Origin of the sequence: Enterococcus eurekensis (assembly GCF_042654605.1) — a bacterium.
Taxonomy (GTDB): domain Bacteria; phylum Bacillota; class Bacilli; order Lactobacillales; family Enterococcaceae; genus Enterococcus_I; species Enterococcus_I eurekensis.
Genome location: NZ_JBHSGT010000039.1, coordinates 1 through 15,579, shown reverse-complemented (window position 1 = coordinate 15,579; position 15,579 = coordinate 1). Strand labels below are relative to the sequence as shown.

The following is a 15,579-nucleotide window of genomic DNA, read 5'->3' as shown; positions in this document are numbered from 1 at the left end:
TCACAACTTTGTTCTTCTTGTGGTCATAATGACGGCAAAAAAGAGCTAAATATTCGTGAATGGGTATGCTCAAATTGTGGAACAATTCATGACAGAGATATTAATGCAAGCATAAATATTAAAACCGAAGGACTTTCGGGGATCGCTTAGTCAATTTGCGTCCGTTAGGGCGTACTACCTAAGAATCCGACGACTTTAGTCGTGTGGAGTGTCAACTTCTACTCATCGCCCATACTTAATATCAAGCGAATATCTTCTTCGGTTAATTGTTGCAATTGTGTTTCATTGCCTTGGATGACTTTTTGGAAGAGCTCACGTTTTTCTTGTTGTAGCGCGTCCATGCGTTCTTCAATTGTTCCTTCAGCAATCATCCGCCAAACTTCCACCACATTTTTTTGACCCATGCGATGTGCCCGTCCAGCTGCTTGTTCTTCAACCGCTGGATTCCACCATAAGTCATACAAGATGACCGTGTCCGCTCCAGTTAAATTCAAGCCCGTTCCGCCCGCTTTTAAGGAAATCAAAAAGACTTCTTTTTCCCCAGCGTTATAAGCATTGACCATTTCTACTCGATCTTTTGGTGGTGTACTACCACGTAAGTAAAAGGTTGAGATATCCATTTCTGCAAAGACTTCTTCTAAAATACTTAACATCCCTGTAAATTGTGAGAAAAGTAATACACGACGTTTGTTTTCAATTGCTGTTTTGACTAACATTTTCACTTGTTCGAGTTTACCTGAAGAACCTTCGTAATCATCTAAGAATAATCTTGGATCGCAACAAATTTGGCGTAAGCGAGTTAGGCCGGCTAAAATTGAGATTCGACTCTTACGGAAAGCTTCAGAATCCATGCCCGAAACTTCTTCGCGCATTTGTTGTAAATACGCCAAGTAGACCGTTTTTTGCTCAGCAGTCAAACCGCTATAGTAATTACGCTCAATTTTATCTGGCAAATCTTGTAAAACACTCTTTTTATCACGACGTAAGATAAAAGGTTGGACCATATGGGCAATTTCTTCTGCAGATAATTCCCGATATTTTTGACGACTCGGGAAAAAGCCTGGCATAATTAACTGGAATAATCCCCATAATTCGTCTAAGTTATTTTCAATTGGCGTTCCACTTAGGGCAAAGCGAACGGGAACCACAAGCGATTGCAAAGCTTGTGCTGTTTTCGTGTAATTATTTTTTACCATTTGAGCTTCATCTAAAATCAAATAATCAAAGTCTTTCAGTTGGTACATATCAATATCTTGGCGTAAGCTCGTATAAGACGTAATATAGACGTCTTTTTCTTCCGCTAAAATGGCCGTCCGTTCTTCTTTGGTACCATGAACAACACTACTTGATATGTCTGGCGCAAAGCGTTTGATTTCTTGTTGCCAGTTATAAGTCAAACTAGCGGGTGTGACGATTAAGGTCGGGATTATTTGCTTTGTTTCTTTTTCTGAAAGTAAAAAAGCAATCGTTTGAAGCGTTTTTCCAAGCCCCATTTCATCTGCTAAAATACCGCCAAAAGCATAATGACTCAGCATCTTTAACCAACGGAAACCAAGCACTTGGTATTCGCGTAAATCTGCGTTTAAATTTTTCGGTAAGGGTACCTCAAAACTATTAGGATTGACCAAATGGCTCGTCAACTGCTCAAAACTTTGACTAAAGTTCGCTTTCTCGCCTAATTGTTCTTGTAGCTGTATGCCACGATGAACGGGAATTTCAAAATGAGTCGTTCCTTCTTTTAGTTCTTGGCGTAACTGTTGTAAAATATGACTCGTTTCTTGGAATTGTTCATCCATCAACGATAAAATTTTACCGTCTGCTAACGTATAAAACGCCTCTTGACGCAGGAGACTACGCAAGACTTCTTGAACTTCACTTTCACTAATACCAGAAATATCAAAAGAAACATTTAGCCAAGAATCTTCATGTGCCACTTCAATAACTGGTCGGAAGTCTTCGCCATCTAAATACAATTCTTTGAGTTTTTTACCTAGATGTAATTTTCCTAGTTGACGTAAGCTTGGTACTTCGTGATTGAAAAATTGAAAGAGCTGAACACCCTTTGGAATTTCTTTTTGCCAACCTGGCTGTGTTTCATGTTTAAAATCAAATTGTTCCAACATTTGGACAACACGGCTTTCGCCTTGATAATCGCGTAAAACTTCAGGTGCATCAGCTGGATTATTTTCAAAAGCTGGATGACTAGAAAAAACAATCTCATCGTACTGATAATCCACACGGACATCAACATTACCTTGTTTTTTACGTAAATAAATAATCACTTCTAGTGGTGCTTCACTCACAGCATCATAAACCTCAGGATCAATATCCACTTGTCCCACTTGTCGTAAAAAAGGAAAAACTTGGCGGAATAATAAAGATAATTCTTTTTTCGGATACACAATTTTCGGTTCTTTCAACCGCTTCATCAATTGCATCGTTGTTAAACAAATTTCCATTTCCTCTGCTGTCATTTGGTAGATTTCCCCTTTAAAAATCCCCCAACGATAGGCTTGGTAGACATGATCAAAATCATGAACTTGCGTCAACTCATACATCATCTCCGCTTGTGGTCGTAAAGTATAGGCCAGCGGTAATGGTTGCTCACTGAAGTTCAATTTGGCATATTTTTTCTCATCTGCGACAAAAACAAACGGGATTTTTTGCATCTTTTCAAGCAATTCCCGGCCTTCGCTGACCGGCAACAGTAAATACTTTTTATCCAAAGAACCATTTACTTGAACACCGGTATGTCCTAATAACTGTTGCGTTTGCGCATTATTTGATAAATGATGGAGTAACTCGTTTTCCTCTAGTGTAAAAGCATCTGGATGCAAATAAACATTACCTTGTTTAATTCCGTTATACATTTTCTCATCTTGATAAATTTGTAAGAAACGATAAATGTTTTTAACAATGTATTTGCGTTCACCGGCAAGCCCAACTTTTAAACTAATCCCTAAAATATCTAATTCCTTACGGTAGGGATTGGTGGCAAGGCTGTCGATTTGACAGCTAATTTCCAAGCGTTGAATCAAACTGCTACTATTTTTTTCTTCCTGTAGGCGATAAAAACCTTTTGAAAACATTTCTGAATTTGAAAAAGTGCTCGGTGTAACTTTCTTTTCAGTTTTTATTTGACGGGTTAAACCTTTTTTACGGAGATATAGCTCTACAGCTACAGTATGTTTACAATAGTGATGTTCCTCCCAGTAAGGACATTGACAATAATCCTCTTCCTTAGCTGTTGCATCTAAATCCACACGGTATAACTCACTCCCTAAAACTTCGGCGCGCCAAACTTGATTATCTTCATCGGGCACGACGGATAAGACACGATCTTGATTTAAATAATCGCGACCACGCTCAATGACTCTTTCTGGTATACTCCACTTCATTTTGCATCCTCCTACCCTATTTTTATTCTCGTACGACTCTGACCGGAACCATTTGTCTCAACAATTAACTGTTGGACAACCCGATGCTTCAATTCACTAACATGACTAATGATTCCGATTAAACGACCTTCTTGTTCAATCATTTCTAAAGCTTGCATCGCCATTTCAAGCGATTCTTCATCTAGCGAGCCAAACCCTTCATCGATAAATAGCGCTTCTATCGCAATCCCACCGGAACGTTGCTGAATCACATCCGCTAAAGATAACGCCAATGCTAGAGCCGCAATAAAACTCTCACCACCCGATAAGGTTTGCGCACGACGAGAAGTCCCGGCATTATCATCATAAATATTAATTTCTAGGCCGGTTGAACTACGGTAACTGCCTTTTTCTTCGGCTAATAAGAACTGGTAACGATTGCGGGTTAACTTACTTAGACGTTGATTTGCCACTTCAAGGACTTCAACTAAAAACCCTTGTAAAACGTAACGCTCTAGACTCAAACGCTCACTATTATCTCCCTTAACCGTTTCAGCTAATTGCTGTAAATGTGAAAGTTCCTCTAGTGCCATCTGATTTTCTTGCCAAAGCGTATTTAAATCCGCCAACAACGTTTGATTGCGTTTTAAATCGCTGACTTGCTGGAAACACCGTTGTTGGTGCGTTTCAAAAACGGCTTGTTTTTCTTGATATTTCGCCTCTAAACACGACATATCAGGTAATTCAACGGTCTTCAGTTCAGCCTCTTCGGCTAAGCGCTGGCTTAAAAATTGCACTTGTTGATCGTATTGCGTCACCTGCTCAATCAACTCTGGAAGGATTGCTAAGCCTGGCAAGCGTTGACGTAACATTTCTTCTGTCATTTCTGGTGAATAATGCGTCAATACTTCTTGTAATAATTGCTCTTGTTGATTTAATTGCTGTTCGAGTTGCTCAAGTTGAGCTTTTTTCGCTGCTTGTCGTTCCGTATAAGTCACTTCTTGATGTTTTAAGTTTTGACCTTTTACTTCATAGTCCTCAATCTTCGTTTGTAGTAACACGATTTCATCTTGAACTTGTGCTTGTTTAGCTTGTAGCTCCGTAGCCGTTAATCCTCCAAGTTGTTCGATTAAACTATCTACACGTGTTTGCTGTTGCAAGCGTGTCGCTACTAGTTCGTGTTTTTTCTCCAAATGAATCGCTTGTTCTTTTAATAATTTTTCTTGCTTTTCTTGGTAAATAATTAGTTGTTGTTCAAGCTTCTCAATACGTTGACTGGCTACTTCAAAGGCTTCAACTCTCAGTTGATAGGCGACTCTTGGTGTTTGTTTATTTGAGAATGATAATTTTTCTTGCATGATTTTCACTAAATCGGCTTGTAAGGCCTGACTTTTTGCTTGCTGCTCAAGAAGTTTTTCACCTTCTAAAACAATCTTTTGTAACTTCAATTGTTGCTCCGTCACTTGCGCTTTTAATTGCTGACAGCAATTTTCTTCTCGCTCAACTTCTTCTTCCGTCACTCGATAACTCGCGATCTTTCCGTGTGTTTTTTGTTCCAAGTAAGGATGTTCTAATGAACCACAAACTTGGCACGGTTCTCCTGGTAAGAGTTTTTGGCGCCATTTTTCAATCTGCAATTTGGCGTACTCACTTTGCAACTGCCTGAAAATCATTTCTTGTTTTTCTGCCGCCTCTTGGCTGGCTTTTAAATCTGCTCGTTGTTTTTCAATTTTTCGTTGATTTTCAACTTGCGCGCTTTGATTGCTTTCAATGTCTCTGTCTAATTCATCCCAACGAGCGACTTGATTTTTTAAAGTCGTTAAAACCAACGCTTCTGCTTGTAAGTCGTTTTTCTCTTGTATTTGTTGCTTAATTTGACTGATTGTATCAACGACTTGCTTAAGTTCGTCAATTAAAAGATTCATCTTTTGCTCAATCGCATCCATCTCTTGTTGCCCTATTTGCAATTCTTGCCTTAGTTGCTCCACTTGTTGCGCTAAAGGCAATAAGCGATTCAAACGTTCCTCAGTAAGGCATTGTTCTTGTAAGAGTATCTTTTGCTGCTCATAGTCGGCGCTACCTGCTTGCCAGACTTGCATGTCTTCCGATACTTCCTCCAGAAGTGTGACAATCTCTGTTAATAAGAGTTGTTCAGTTGAAACTTGTTGTCGCGTTTGTATCACTTGTTTTAAAAGTGATTGATCTTTTTCTAACTGTCTTAAAAAGGTCACCGTCCGACGCAATTCATCGATTGCGACTTTTTGTTGTTCCAATTCTTGAAATTCAAGCACGCGTTGATCATAAGCCATTTTTCTTTCAACGAGTTGTTTGCCTTCGTAAAAGGCTTTTTCGCTCAACCCGACTGCTACTTTCAGCGCTTCTGTGAGCTGTTCATTTTCTTCAATCGCTGTAGCCAACTGTTCCACGTCTACTTGCCAATAACCAAATTGTTCCTGTAATGTCGGACTTTCAACTTTTTCATTAAACCAGATAAAGTTCTCGCCTAACGCTTGCATCTGGTGTTGTTTTTTATCGAGTTCTTTATTTTTATCTTTAAAAAGAAGACTCAGCCATTCCGTTAAGCGTTGATAGATTGCCGTGCCAAACAAATTGCGCAACAACTTTTCTTTTTCACCACTTGAGGCAATCAAAAAATTACGGAACTCTCCTTGGGGCAACAACATCACTTGGAAAAATTGTTTCGCATCCAATTGCAGCAAGTCTTTAATAAACGCATCGACTTCTGTTCGTTTCGTTAGTTGGCGCTGCTCTTTCATTGCGGCATCAAAAATCGTTAGTACGACTTTGCTTGCCTGATTGGTTGTCCCTTCACCGCGTTTCTTTTTCAATGTTTGTTCCGGAGTCCGTTCCACTTCATAAAAAAAACCTTGGTATTCAAACGTAAAAGTCACTTTTGTCATTTCTTCCGGCGAAGCAAAAAGCGAACGCATTTCTTTACCTGAGCGTTGTTGGCCAGACGTTTCACCAAATAAAGCATAGGTCATACTATCAAAAATCGTCGTCTTTCCCGCCCCAGTTTTTCCACTAATTAAAAATAAACCGCCATCTTCAAAAGCCCTAAAATCAATTGTCTCGTCAATAAAAGGACCAAAATTTTGCAAAACTAATGTTCTTGGTTGCATGAATCTAGTCCTCCCTTTTCTCTGTATCTAAAGCAAAAGTAAGACCCGTTTCTAACCACTCACTTTGTGTTGGTGTCAAGCTTTCACCCGTCATTTCTTTAAAGAAGTCTTGTAAGACAACGATCGGAGCTAACGTTTTTGCTCTTTTTTTAGTAACTTGACGAACGACATCATGCCCATTTTTACGTTCAACGGTTAATACGTAAGGATAAATAGCGCGCAGTTGATTCATCATATTAGGGATCACGGCACGATCGGTAATTTCAAAATGCCAGAAAGCTTCTCGGTCAAGGCTGTGATAAATTACTGGATCGGTTAATTCGGCAAAACTTGCTTCATAATGCTTAATATCTTGTAAAGGCGTTAAGGCGATAAATTCCGGTTCCATTGTCTGACTATCAAGCAACCAAACGCCTTTTTCATCATTCATTTCAGACAATGAATATTTTAAAAGGGAACCACTATAGCGGACCTTACCTTCTTTAATTGCATTTTTTGAATGAAGATGCCCTAAAGCGACATAATCAAAAGCCGTAAAAGTATCACTCGTCACGGCATCCAGCCCACCGACTTCAACCGTAGTCTCTGATTCGGTCCGGAAACTACCAGCCACAAAGAAATGCGAAACCAGAACGTGTTTCTTCGTAGGATCAAATTTTTCTTCCATCGCTTGGACGACACGTAACACCGCTTGCCCAATTGTTTTGATTGAATCGTCTTCAAAATACAAACGAGCGGCAATCGGCTCAAAGTATGGCAATAGAAAAAATTGGACTTCGGGAAATTCAATCGGCTCAAGCGCTTCTTCTAATGTTGTATGTAAATGGAAATTTCGTTGTTTAAACCACGGGGCTCCTGTGGCTAAACGCGTCGCCGAATCGTGATTCCCTGAGACCGCTAAAATCGGCAAGCCCGCCTCTAAATTGATTTGGATAAATTGTTGGTTCAATAATTCAACCGATTCAATGCCAGGCACTGAACGATCATATAAGTCCCCTGCAATAATAATCGCATCGACTGCTTCTTTTTTGGCGATTGCTAAAATTTCTGTCATTGCGGCTTCTTGGTTTTTCAACAAATCATAACCATGAAGCTTTTTACCAATATGCCAATCAGCTGTATGCAAAAATCGCATTGTATCCCTCCTGAAAAAATCATCTTCTTTCCATTATAACACTAAGCACAAGCAAAAATAAAACAGTATTGACCTTGTTTTCACTGAAAGCTTGACCACATTTGAGAAAACAAAAAAAAGAGGGCTACTTAACTAGCAAGTAACTCCTCTTTTATCTGATTTCATCTTATTTAATTTGATATTTAAACGTCGGGTCAATCGCTTTGTCTAAATTATCAAAAGCGCCTTGAACTCTTTCTTCAACAAGTTGTAAACCTTCTGCATTTAATTTTTTAATATCTGATACATCGATTGGTTCACCAAAGCGAATCACGACTTTTTTACGTTTAAATAAATCTTTTAACGTCACTGGTCCTTGATAAACGACTGGAACAACACGAACTTTTGCCATTTTAGCAATCATTGCCATACCACCTTTTAAAGCGGTTGAGTGACGAGTACCGCTTGGAAACATAATTAAACTTAAGTCTGTTTCTTTTAAAATTTTGATTGGCGTCTTAATCGCACTTGGTCCTGGTTTTGCCCGATTAACAGAAAAAGCATTCGCATTTTTTAAGATAAAACGTAAAAAGGCATTTTTAAATAACTCCTCTTTAGCCATAAAAGCAAATTTTTTCGGTCTAGCCGCAACCGCCATATATAATGGATCCCACCAAGTACGGTGTGGAGCAACGAGTATATAGTTTTCGTTGGTCGGCAGGGCTTCTTTATTTTGAATTTCAAAAGGCCCATTCACAATAAATAACACAACACGAACAACGCCTCGCATAAAAGTAAAAAACATCTTTCTATTCCTTTCCATATCTGTCTAACTCTAAGTATGCAAAAAAAACAAGCATTTAACAAGTAGTTTGCCGAAAGATTTCAAGATTATTATACTCTTTCGATAATCGCTGAATTTATGTTAAAATAGACTCACTATTTCAAACAAGCAAAGGAGCGTTATTCTTGCAACTCCAAGATCATGAGCGTATTGACCAACTTTACGCAGAGGATATCCAAATTATTCAAAGTTCCAACGTTTTTTCTTTTTCCTTAGATGCCGTTTTATTGGCCAATTTCCCGAATATCCCAAAACGCGGGACAATTGTTGATTTGTGTGCTGGCAATGGTGCCGTCGGTCTATTTGTCAGCCGTCGCACAAATGCCCATATTTATCAAGTTGAGCTACAAGAAAAACTAGCCGATATGGCACAACGGAGTATCGAGCTCAATCATTTAGAAGAACAGATGACGGTTTTTCAAATTGACTTGAAAGACAGCTTGAGTAAAATCAAACACAATTCCGTTGACCTACTATTATGTAATCCACCGTATTTTAAAAACGTACCAACGGGTATTAAAAATCCTAATCCCCATTTAGCGATTGCGCGTCATGAATTGCATACCAATCTGGAAGAAGTTTTAGAAATGTCTGCGCGCCTATTAAAAACCAACGGGCGGCTAGCACTCGTACATCGTCCCGATCGTTTCTTAGATATTTTAAATACGATGCAAAAATATCGCTTAGCACCTAAAAGAGTCCAATTCGTTTATCCAAAAGAAGGCAAAGAAGCCAACATCTTATTAATCGAAGCGATTAAAGACGGGAAAACGGATGGTTTCAAAGTCGCCCCACCAATCATTACTTATGATGAACATGGCGAATACACACCGATATTCAAAGAGATGCTTTATGGCCAGTAAACATTATTTCTACGTCTTGCATTGCCGGGATAATACTTTTTATGCGGGTTATACAACTGATCCTACCCGTCGTTTAAATGAACACAATGAAGGTGTCGGAGCCAAATATACCCGTTTAGCGAAACGACGTCCGTTAACAATGATTCATCAAGAAGCCTTCGAAACCAGAAGCGAAGCTACCAAAGCCGAAGCCGCCTTTAAGAAACTATCCAGAAAACAAAAAGAAGCCTATTTAAAAAGACAAGGAGATGCGACATAATCGTCTCCTTGTCTTTTCTGTAGAAAGAGACTTTTTTATTAAAGCTTCTTAAAATAGCCTCTTATTTCTCGTCGCTGAACGCTTAAGAAATAACCTCTCTTCTTAAACGGTATTTATTAAGCAGTGTCTCGGTCATAAGTCATAATCTTTTTGAAAGTAAAGAACACTTTCAAACGATTCTTTGCTTATGACTCGACACTAAACACTTAAGAAATAACCTCTCGCCTTAAACGGCATTTCTTGAGCTGACATTCGGAAATAAGAAACGCCCGATAAAAATGAAAGTACCATTTTTTCGGACGTTGTTCTGATTTCTCATGTCAAAACGCTCAAGAAATAGCCTCTTTCCTTAAACGGCATTTTTCTAGCAACTGCTCGGAGATAAGCAAATCCCCAGGGAAATCAAAGGACGATTTTCCTGGGGATTCTTTCTTATCTCTCGCAGTTAAACGCTACAAAAATAGCCTCTATCCTTAAACGGCATTTTTCTAGCAACTGCTCGGAGATAAGCAAATCCCCAGGGAAATCAAAGGACGATTTTCCTGGGGATTCTTTCTTATCTCTCGCAGTTAGACGCTACAAAAATAGCCTCTGATTCAAACGGCATAATTAAAGCAGGGGCTACGGAGATAAAACTACCTGGGAACAAATCAAAGTGCGATTTTTTCCCAGGTAGTTTTTATCTCTTGCCCCTAAACGCTTTAATTATAGCCTCTTGTTTTGAAACGGCGAAAAAAAATCAGCGACTCGGAAATAAGTGATCTGGAAAAAAATGAAAGTGCCATTTTCTTTCCAGATACTGTCTTATTTCTCGTCGCTGATCGATTTTTTTACGCCTCTTTATTTCCCTGCGCGTTTTTGGTATGTGCCTTCTGAGGTGTTGACTTCTAATAGTTCGCCTGCTTCGATGAAGTCTGGAACGTTAACAACTAATCCTGTTTCCATTATTGCTGGTTTACCAGAACCTGTAACAGTTGCGCCTTTAATTGACGGTTGTGTTTCTTCAACACGTAAGATTACTGTTGATGGTAATTGGATACCAATTACTTCTGAACCGTAAAACTGGATGCTTAATTCCATGTTTTCTAAAACGAATTTCATTTCGTCTTCGATTGTATCAACGGGAATTTCGTATTGGTCGTAAGTTTCTAAGTCCATGAAGAACCCAGTATCTTCCATTGTATATAAGTATTGAACTTTTTTCGTATCGATGTGTGCTTTTTCAAACTTTTCATCTGGACGGAAAGTTGTATCATATGTTGCGCCTGTTCTTACGTCACGTAATTTCATACGCATTACAGTGTTACCTTTACCTGGTTTGTGGTGACTTGCTTCCAAAACTTTAATTAATTTACCGTCTTGAATAAATGTCATACCAGCTCTTAAATCTACTGCTGAAATCATATTTTTTATCTCCTTCATGTAAAAATCATTCAATTCATTTTAGCAGAATCATACGCTTTTGACAAACGTCATTTTTCAGCTTCTTGCTGACGTAACACTTCCTCATCCGTCCCCTTCATCAATCGAGTATTGTAGAATTCGGAACGTTTGGTTAATTCAGTATAGAGTCTGTCGAAACTTAGCTGCTCTGCTAACGTTTCACGTTTTGAGAACAAGTTCGTTCCTAATCCTAATCGTTCACCTTCGATATTTACACCTAGCGCTGCTAAAGTTGTTGGGAACATATCTAAAGCCGTTGCTTGACGATTCGTTGTTTGATTGGCTGTAATTGGCGCATTCAAAATCGTATTATAAACCGTTCGTTGATACAATGGGTCTGCTTCCTCAAAGAAGTCACTGTCCATTGTCAAATGATCACCGACTAAAACGACGGTTGTATTTTCATAAAAAGGTTGTGATTTAATCCAGTCTAAAAACTCTTTTAACTGACGGTCGTTGTCATAGATGACGTTTTGATATTGGTCACCGAACAAATCAGGTGTTTCTTCTGTCGCATAACCGTCCTCAAAATGCGTATCGACAGTCAGCATCGTGAAATTAAACGGTTGTTCTTGGTTGGCTAATTCAGTGATTGAATCTTTGGCAAAATCGAATAATTTACGATCTTCAAAGCCCCACCATTCCCAATAATCTTCAGGAATCAAGCCTTCTTGGCGTGCCCAATAAACATCTTGTATCGTATAATTTCCGTGTTGGGTAAAGTATTCACCCCGACCGGCAAAATCACGACTAGATCCCATCATTAAACGCTGATTGTAACCTTCTTTTTCAAGAATTTCACCAATCGAGTAGGCCCCTGGGAAAAAGTCCGTCCCCCCTTGACCATAGTTATTCGCATCAACATCCCCACCAGCTGCTCTTAGTGGCAATCCTGATGTTTGAGCAACCATCGAACTGGCAGTTTGGTTGGCACCTGGTACTTGGTAAAAGCCGCCTAGATTTTCCGTATTCGAAAAATGCGTTCCTTCTAACATCGCTAATTGTGTTAAATTAGGAATCAAATTATTTTCCTTAATCCCACCAACCTCTTGCGAAGCATAACTACTTTCCATCGACTCTAGGAAAATGTAAATCAAATTCCGTTTTTCTTCAGGAAAAGTTACATTGACAGTTGTTGGATCAACGTAATAACGGTCATAGATATCCGATTCCTCAAAATAATAAGCTTTGATATCCGCATAACCTATTTCCATCACACCGATAAAAATACTACTTATCAAAACTAAGAAGCTTGTCAAAGCAATAACTGGCGTTAACAATGATTTTTTTCTTGTTTTGATTTTAACAGTCGAAACAGTATATAAAGCAAAAACAAGAAAGAAATTAAAGATAATGAAGAATAATACAGAAGTTGTTAAAAAAGGATTTTCAATAAAATTAATGACTTGGCCGGGGTCAGAATCCCCCAAAGGCTGACTCAATGTGTATACCATTTGGTCAAATGTCATATTGCCAAATGAATTCACAGCCCAAACACTACAAACACCAAGTAAAATTCCTAAAAACGCCACAATACTCGAGCAAGTAATCCCAATAATTTGTCGTTTTTTTAACGGTTTTCGTCGTATCAACCGACCACTTTCAACTAGTTTTAAAACAAATTTTAATCCACCATAAACAATTAAAGAAGACAGTAGCGCTAATAGGGTATAAATCAACTTTGAACCAATAAAAGGTACGAGAAGCGCCCATAAATTCCATACTTCAAGTCCAGCTGTTCGCCAGAAAAAAAGAGTCAAGAAGCTCATTATTAAGCCTAAGTAAGGTAATAAAATATAAGATACTTTCTTTTGTCTAGGTAAGATTTTAGCTGCGAAAAATAACAACAGCCCACATAAAATAAACATTAAAATCCGCCTACTTTCTATCTCTCCATTTCTTTTAAAAGTATACCATAAATAATTGATGAAGCGAAAATCCTTCCTCGATTTTAAAAATTATTAAAAATCCCTTTATACTTCGCTTTTTATATAAAAAAACGGCTAGAAACATTTGTCTCTAACCGCTTGAAATTTCTATTAAAATGAGGGAAGCAATGTATCACTGTGTTCGTCTTCTAAAAAGCTACGAACTTCATCACTCGTCATGTATTTATGGAGAGCTTTAATTTTTTCAGAATCTTGATTGTCTTCACGAGCCACTAATTGGATTGAAAAACGATCATCAATTTTTTCTTCTAAAAACAACGCATCAGCGGGTTTTAAGCCAATTTTAGAAATATAGGTTGGGTAGTTATACACTAGCGCAACACCTGGCTCGCTGTATGCTTCAGCTAGATTTAATAAATCAACCGATAACCATTCCAAGTTTTTCGGATTTTCAACAACGTCTTTAGTTGTCGCATTCGTCCCTACACCCTCTTTTAAGGTGATTAAATTTTGCTCAGCTAAGATTGCTAAGGCCCTACCTTCGTTTGAGGCATCATTTGGAATGGCAACTTTGCTATTTTCTGGAATCGCATCAACTGATTTGTAATCTTTTGAATAAAAACCAACTTTTGCATCGTAAATTGGTTGAATCGCAACGAGCGTGCCTTCTTTTTCAGCATTGTATTTTTCCATAAATGGACGATGCTGAGCAAAACTTGCATCGGCTTCTTTACTCATAACCATGTCGTTATAGGCCACATTGTCGTTTACTTGGACTAATTTAATTTCCCAGCCATCTTTTTTAGCAACTTCTGCTGCCACTTTTACGACATCTGTCATTGGTGCTGCTTGTCCAGCAACCGTAATCACTTTATCTTCCTTTGCGCTATCCGTACCTTTTTCGCTTGTACCACAAGCAGCTAATGTCATGATTGAAACAAGGGCAACGAAACCTAAACCAAATTTTTTCATTATTCCATCCTACTTTCTTTTATCTAGTCGATAAGCGATTTGATTGCCTATCATTTGTATTAAAAAAACAAAACAAACCATAAAAATAATTGCTAAATACATAATGCCATATTGATAACTTTGATAACCATAACGAATGGCAAAATCACCAATTCCACCACCACCAACAATTCCCATGACGGTCGAATAAGAAACCATACTGACAATCGTTGTCGTAAACGCCAAGACCAAGCCGCTACGCCCTTCAACGAGCAGAAAGTACCAAATATATTGCACCTTACTTGCTCCCAGTGAATCGGCTAACAATTGAATCTCCTGAGGGATATCGAGTAAAACTTGCTCGACTAAGCGTGCGAAAATTGCAATCGCAACAAGACTCAAAGGAAAGGACGCCGGAACGGGTCCAAAAGCTCGGCCAATCAAAAAACGAACGACAGGAATTAACGATACAACGAACAAGAGAAACGGGTACGAACGGACAATACTAATCACACCGTTTAGGATCCAATAACTGAGGGTTCTTTTTTGAGCAACTTTCGGATTGGCTAAAAATAAAGCCACACCTAAAGGCAAGCCAACCACTAAAGCAAAAAATAACGAAATCCCCATCATGATCGCCGTTTGTTCTAATGACAATTGCAACTCAGGCCAATAATAAACGATTTGCTCCGCTAAACTCATGTCGTCAACCTCCTTTGCACCTTCTCAAAGTAGGTCAATGCCTCTTTTTCAATCAAAGTCGGAGTGTTTAAGACCTCTCCTTGAAGTTTTCCCTCTTCCAAGACTAAAACGCGATGACAAACTTTTTTAACAGCTGCCAAATCATGACTGACGAAAAAGATCGTCAACGCAAACTCTCGATGAATTTTTTGCAATAACATTAAGACTTCATCGGCATATTCTTCATCAAGCGCACTCGTTACTTCATCACAAAGTAAGATTTCCGGCTTACGGATCAGTGCACGAGCAATTGATACCCGCTGTTTTTCGCCACCTGAAAGCTGATTTGGATAAGCATCCATTTTATCTTGTAAGCCAACAAAAGCTAAAAGTTCTGTGACATAAGCTTGATCCTTTTTCCCGATTAACTTTAACGGCAAAGCAACATTTTCTGCGACCGTCAAATTATTCAGTAAGTTAAAATGTTGAAAAGCCATGCCTATTTTTTGTTTCCATCGCTGCTTTTCTTTGACAGAAAATTGACCGACATCGTGTTGCTCAATTGATAATCGTCCTTGCATGGGTGACTCCATTAAATTCAATAAACGCAATAAAGTCGATTTCCCTGAACCACTTTTACCAACAATTCCTACAAATGAACCTTTTTCAATTGAAAACGACAACTGATCAAGCGCTTTTTTCTCATCATAAACATGACTAACTTGTTCCAGTTGATACATTGACTCCCCCCTTATCTATACTAAATAATGAAAGCATCTGTATTAATTTATCCCAATCAAATAATTGTTCGTTTACAAAAAAAATTAAAAAAGATTGATTTATAAAGAAATACGAACGATACTTCACAATAAAAACAATATAATACAGTCACATAAACTGTACTGATTCAGTATAAATGTTAAACGACAAAAAAACAACCAGAAAGATGAGCCGACCCCCAAAAGTTAGACCTAAAAATCTAACTTTTGGAGGTCGGTTTTATTATGTCTAAATA

Annotated in this window: 12 protein-coding genes; 3 read left to right on the top strand and 9 right to left on the bottom strand. The window is 38.4% G+C overall.

All coding sequences use genetic code 11. The features are described from left to right. A partial coding sequence (locus ACFO3L_RS05720) for a zinc ribbon domain-containing protein (protein WP_379964742.1) occupies window positions 1–150 on the top strand: 150 nt, incomplete at its 5' end. A 68-nt stretch (window positions 151–218) separates the two neighbouring features. Here ACFO3L_RS05720 and ACFO3L_RS05715 read toward each other — a convergent pair. The 4 genes from ACFO3L_RS05715 to ACFO3L_RS05700 all read right to left on the bottom strand — a co-directional run bounded on the left by ACFO3L_RS05715 (window position 219) and on the right by ACFO3L_RS05700 (window position 8,439). Then, window positions 219–3,398 carry a DEAD/DEAH box helicase gene (locus tag ACFO3L_RS05715; RefSeq protein ID WP_379964740.1) on the bottom strand — a complete coding sequence of 1,060 codons (3,180 nt, stop codon included), beginning with the start codon at window positions 3,396–3,398 and terminating at the stop codon, window positions 219–221. A gap of 11 nt (window positions 3,399–3,409) precedes the next feature. Next, window positions 3,410–6,520, bottom strand: coding sequence for an SbcC/MukB-like Walker B domain-containing protein (locus ACFO3L_RS05710; RefSeq protein ID WP_379964738.1), 3,111 nt, complete (start codon window positions 6,518–6,520; stop codon window positions 3,410–3,412). Window positions 6,521–6,524: 4 nt separating this feature from the next. Further along, the gene (locus ACFO3L_RS05705; protein ID WP_379964736.1) at window positions 6,525–7,655 is read right to left on the bottom strand and encodes an exonuclease SbcCD subunit D; all 1,131 of its coding nucleotides are present in this window, start codon (window positions 7,653–7,655) and stop codon (window positions 6,525–6,527) included. Window positions 7,656–7,821: 166 nt separating this feature from the next. After that, on the bottom strand, window positions 7,822–8,439 hold the full coding sequence (locus ACFO3L_RS05700) for a lysophospholipid acyltransferase family protein (protein WP_379964734.1): 618 nt from the start codon (window positions 8,437–8,439) through the stop codon (window positions 7,822–7,824). A 164-nt stretch (window positions 8,440–8,603) separates the two neighbouring features. Between ACFO3L_RS05700 and ACFO3L_RS05695 the strand changes: the two genes are divergently transcribed. Next, window positions 8,604–9,341 carry a tRNA1(Val) (adenine(37)-N6)-methyltransferase gene (locus ACFO3L_RS05695; protein ID WP_379964732.1) on the top strand — a complete coding sequence of 246 codons (738 nt, stop codon included), beginning with the start codon at window positions 8,604–8,606 and terminating at the stop codon, window positions 9,339–9,341. Next, window positions 9,331–9,600, top strand: a complete 270-nt coding sequence (locus tag ACFO3L_RS05690) for a GIY-YIG nuclease family protein (RefSeq protein ID WP_379964730.1) — start codon at window positions 9,331–9,333, stop codon at window positions 9,598–9,600. Before ACFO3L_RS05695 ends, ACFO3L_RS05690 begins: the two co-directional genes overlap by 11 nt. Before the next feature lie 840 nt (window positions 9,601–10,440). Here the strand turns inward: ACFO3L_RS05690 and efp are convergent. The 5 genes from efp to ACFO3L_RS05665 form a co-directional block, all read right to left on the bottom strand. Beyond that, window positions 10,441–11,004 carry an elongation factor P gene (gene efp / locus ACFO3L_RS05685; RefSeq protein WP_379964728.1) on the bottom strand — a complete coding sequence of 188 codons (564 nt, stop codon included), beginning with the start codon at window positions 11,002–11,004 and terminating at the stop codon, window positions 10,441–10,443. Between the two features lie 68 nt (window positions 11,005–11,072). Then, window positions 11,073–12,911: a sulfatase-like hydrolase/transferase gene (locus tag ACFO3L_RS05680; protein ID WP_379964726.1), complete on the bottom strand. Its 1,839-nt coding sequence runs from the start codon at window positions 12,909–12,911 to the stop codon at window positions 11,073–11,075. Window positions 12,912–13,082: 171 nt separating this feature from the next. Beyond that, window positions 13,083–13,904, bottom strand: coding sequence for a MetQ/NlpA family ABC transporter substrate-binding protein (locus ACFO3L_RS05675; protein ID WP_379964724.1), 822 nt, complete (start codon window positions 13,902–13,904; stop codon window positions 13,083–13,085). A gap of 9 nt (window positions 13,905–13,913) precedes the next feature. Continuing rightward, entirely contained in the window at window positions 13,914–14,585 is a 672-nt protein-coding gene (locus tag ACFO3L_RS05670) for a methionine ABC transporter permease (RefSeq protein ID WP_379964722.1), read from the bottom strand. Further along, window positions 14,582–15,304 (bottom strand): methionine ABC transporter ATP-binding protein, encoded by a 723-nt coding sequence (locus ACFO3L_RS05665; protein ID WP_379964720.1) that lies wholly within the window; start codon window positions 15,302–15,304, stop codon window positions 14,582–14,584. The genes ACFO3L_RS05670 and ACFO3L_RS05665 overlap by 4 nt, the downstream gene beginning before the upstream one ends. Between the last annotated feature and the right edge of the window lie 275 nt (window positions 15,305–15,579).

What these genes read in the sequence shown, in the direction of transcription:
- ACFO3L_RS05715 (WP_379964740.1), bottom strand. Translation starts at nt 3,398, where the DNA reads ATGAAGTGGAGTATACCAGAAAGAGTCATTGAGCGTGGTCGCGATTAT.
- ACFO3L_RS05710 (WP_379964738.1), bottom strand. Translation starts at nt 6,520, where the DNA reads ATGCAACCAAGAACATTAGTTTTGCAAAATTTTGGTCCTTTTATTGAC.
- ACFO3L_RS05705 (WP_379964736.1), bottom strand. Translation starts at nt 7,655, where the DNA reads ATGCGATTTTTGCATACAGCTGATTGGCATATTGGTAAAAAGCTTCAT.
- ACFO3L_RS05700 (WP_379964734.1), bottom strand. Translation starts at nt 8,439, where the DNA reads ATGTTTTTTACTTTTATGCGAGGCGTTGTTCGTGTTGTGTTATTTATT.
- ACFO3L_RS05690 (WP_379964730.1), top strand. Translation starts at nt 9,331, where the DNA reads ATGGCCAGTAAACATTATTTCTACGTCTTGCATTGCCGGGATAATACT.
- efp (WP_379964728.1), bottom strand. Translation starts at nt 11,004, where the DNA reads ATGATTTCAGCAGTAGATTTAAGAGCTGGTATGACATTTATTCAAGAC.
- ACFO3L_RS05680 (WP_379964726.1), bottom strand. Translation starts at nt 12,911, where the DNA reads ATGTTTATTTTATGTGGGCTGTTGTTATTTTTCGCAGCTAAAATCTTA.
- ACFO3L_RS05675 (WP_379964724.1), bottom strand. Translation starts at nt 13,904, where the DNA reads ATGAAAAAATTTGGTTTAGGTTTCGTTGCCCTTGTTTCAATCATGACA.
- ACFO3L_RS05670 (WP_379964722.1), bottom strand. Translation starts at nt 14,585, where the DNA reads ATGAGTTTAGCGGAGCAAATCGTTTATTATTGGCCTGAGTTGCAATTG.
- ACFO3L_RS05665 (WP_379964720.1), bottom strand. Translation starts at nt 15,304, where the DNA reads ATGTATCAACTGGAACAAGTTAGTCATGTTTATGATGAGAAAAAAGCG.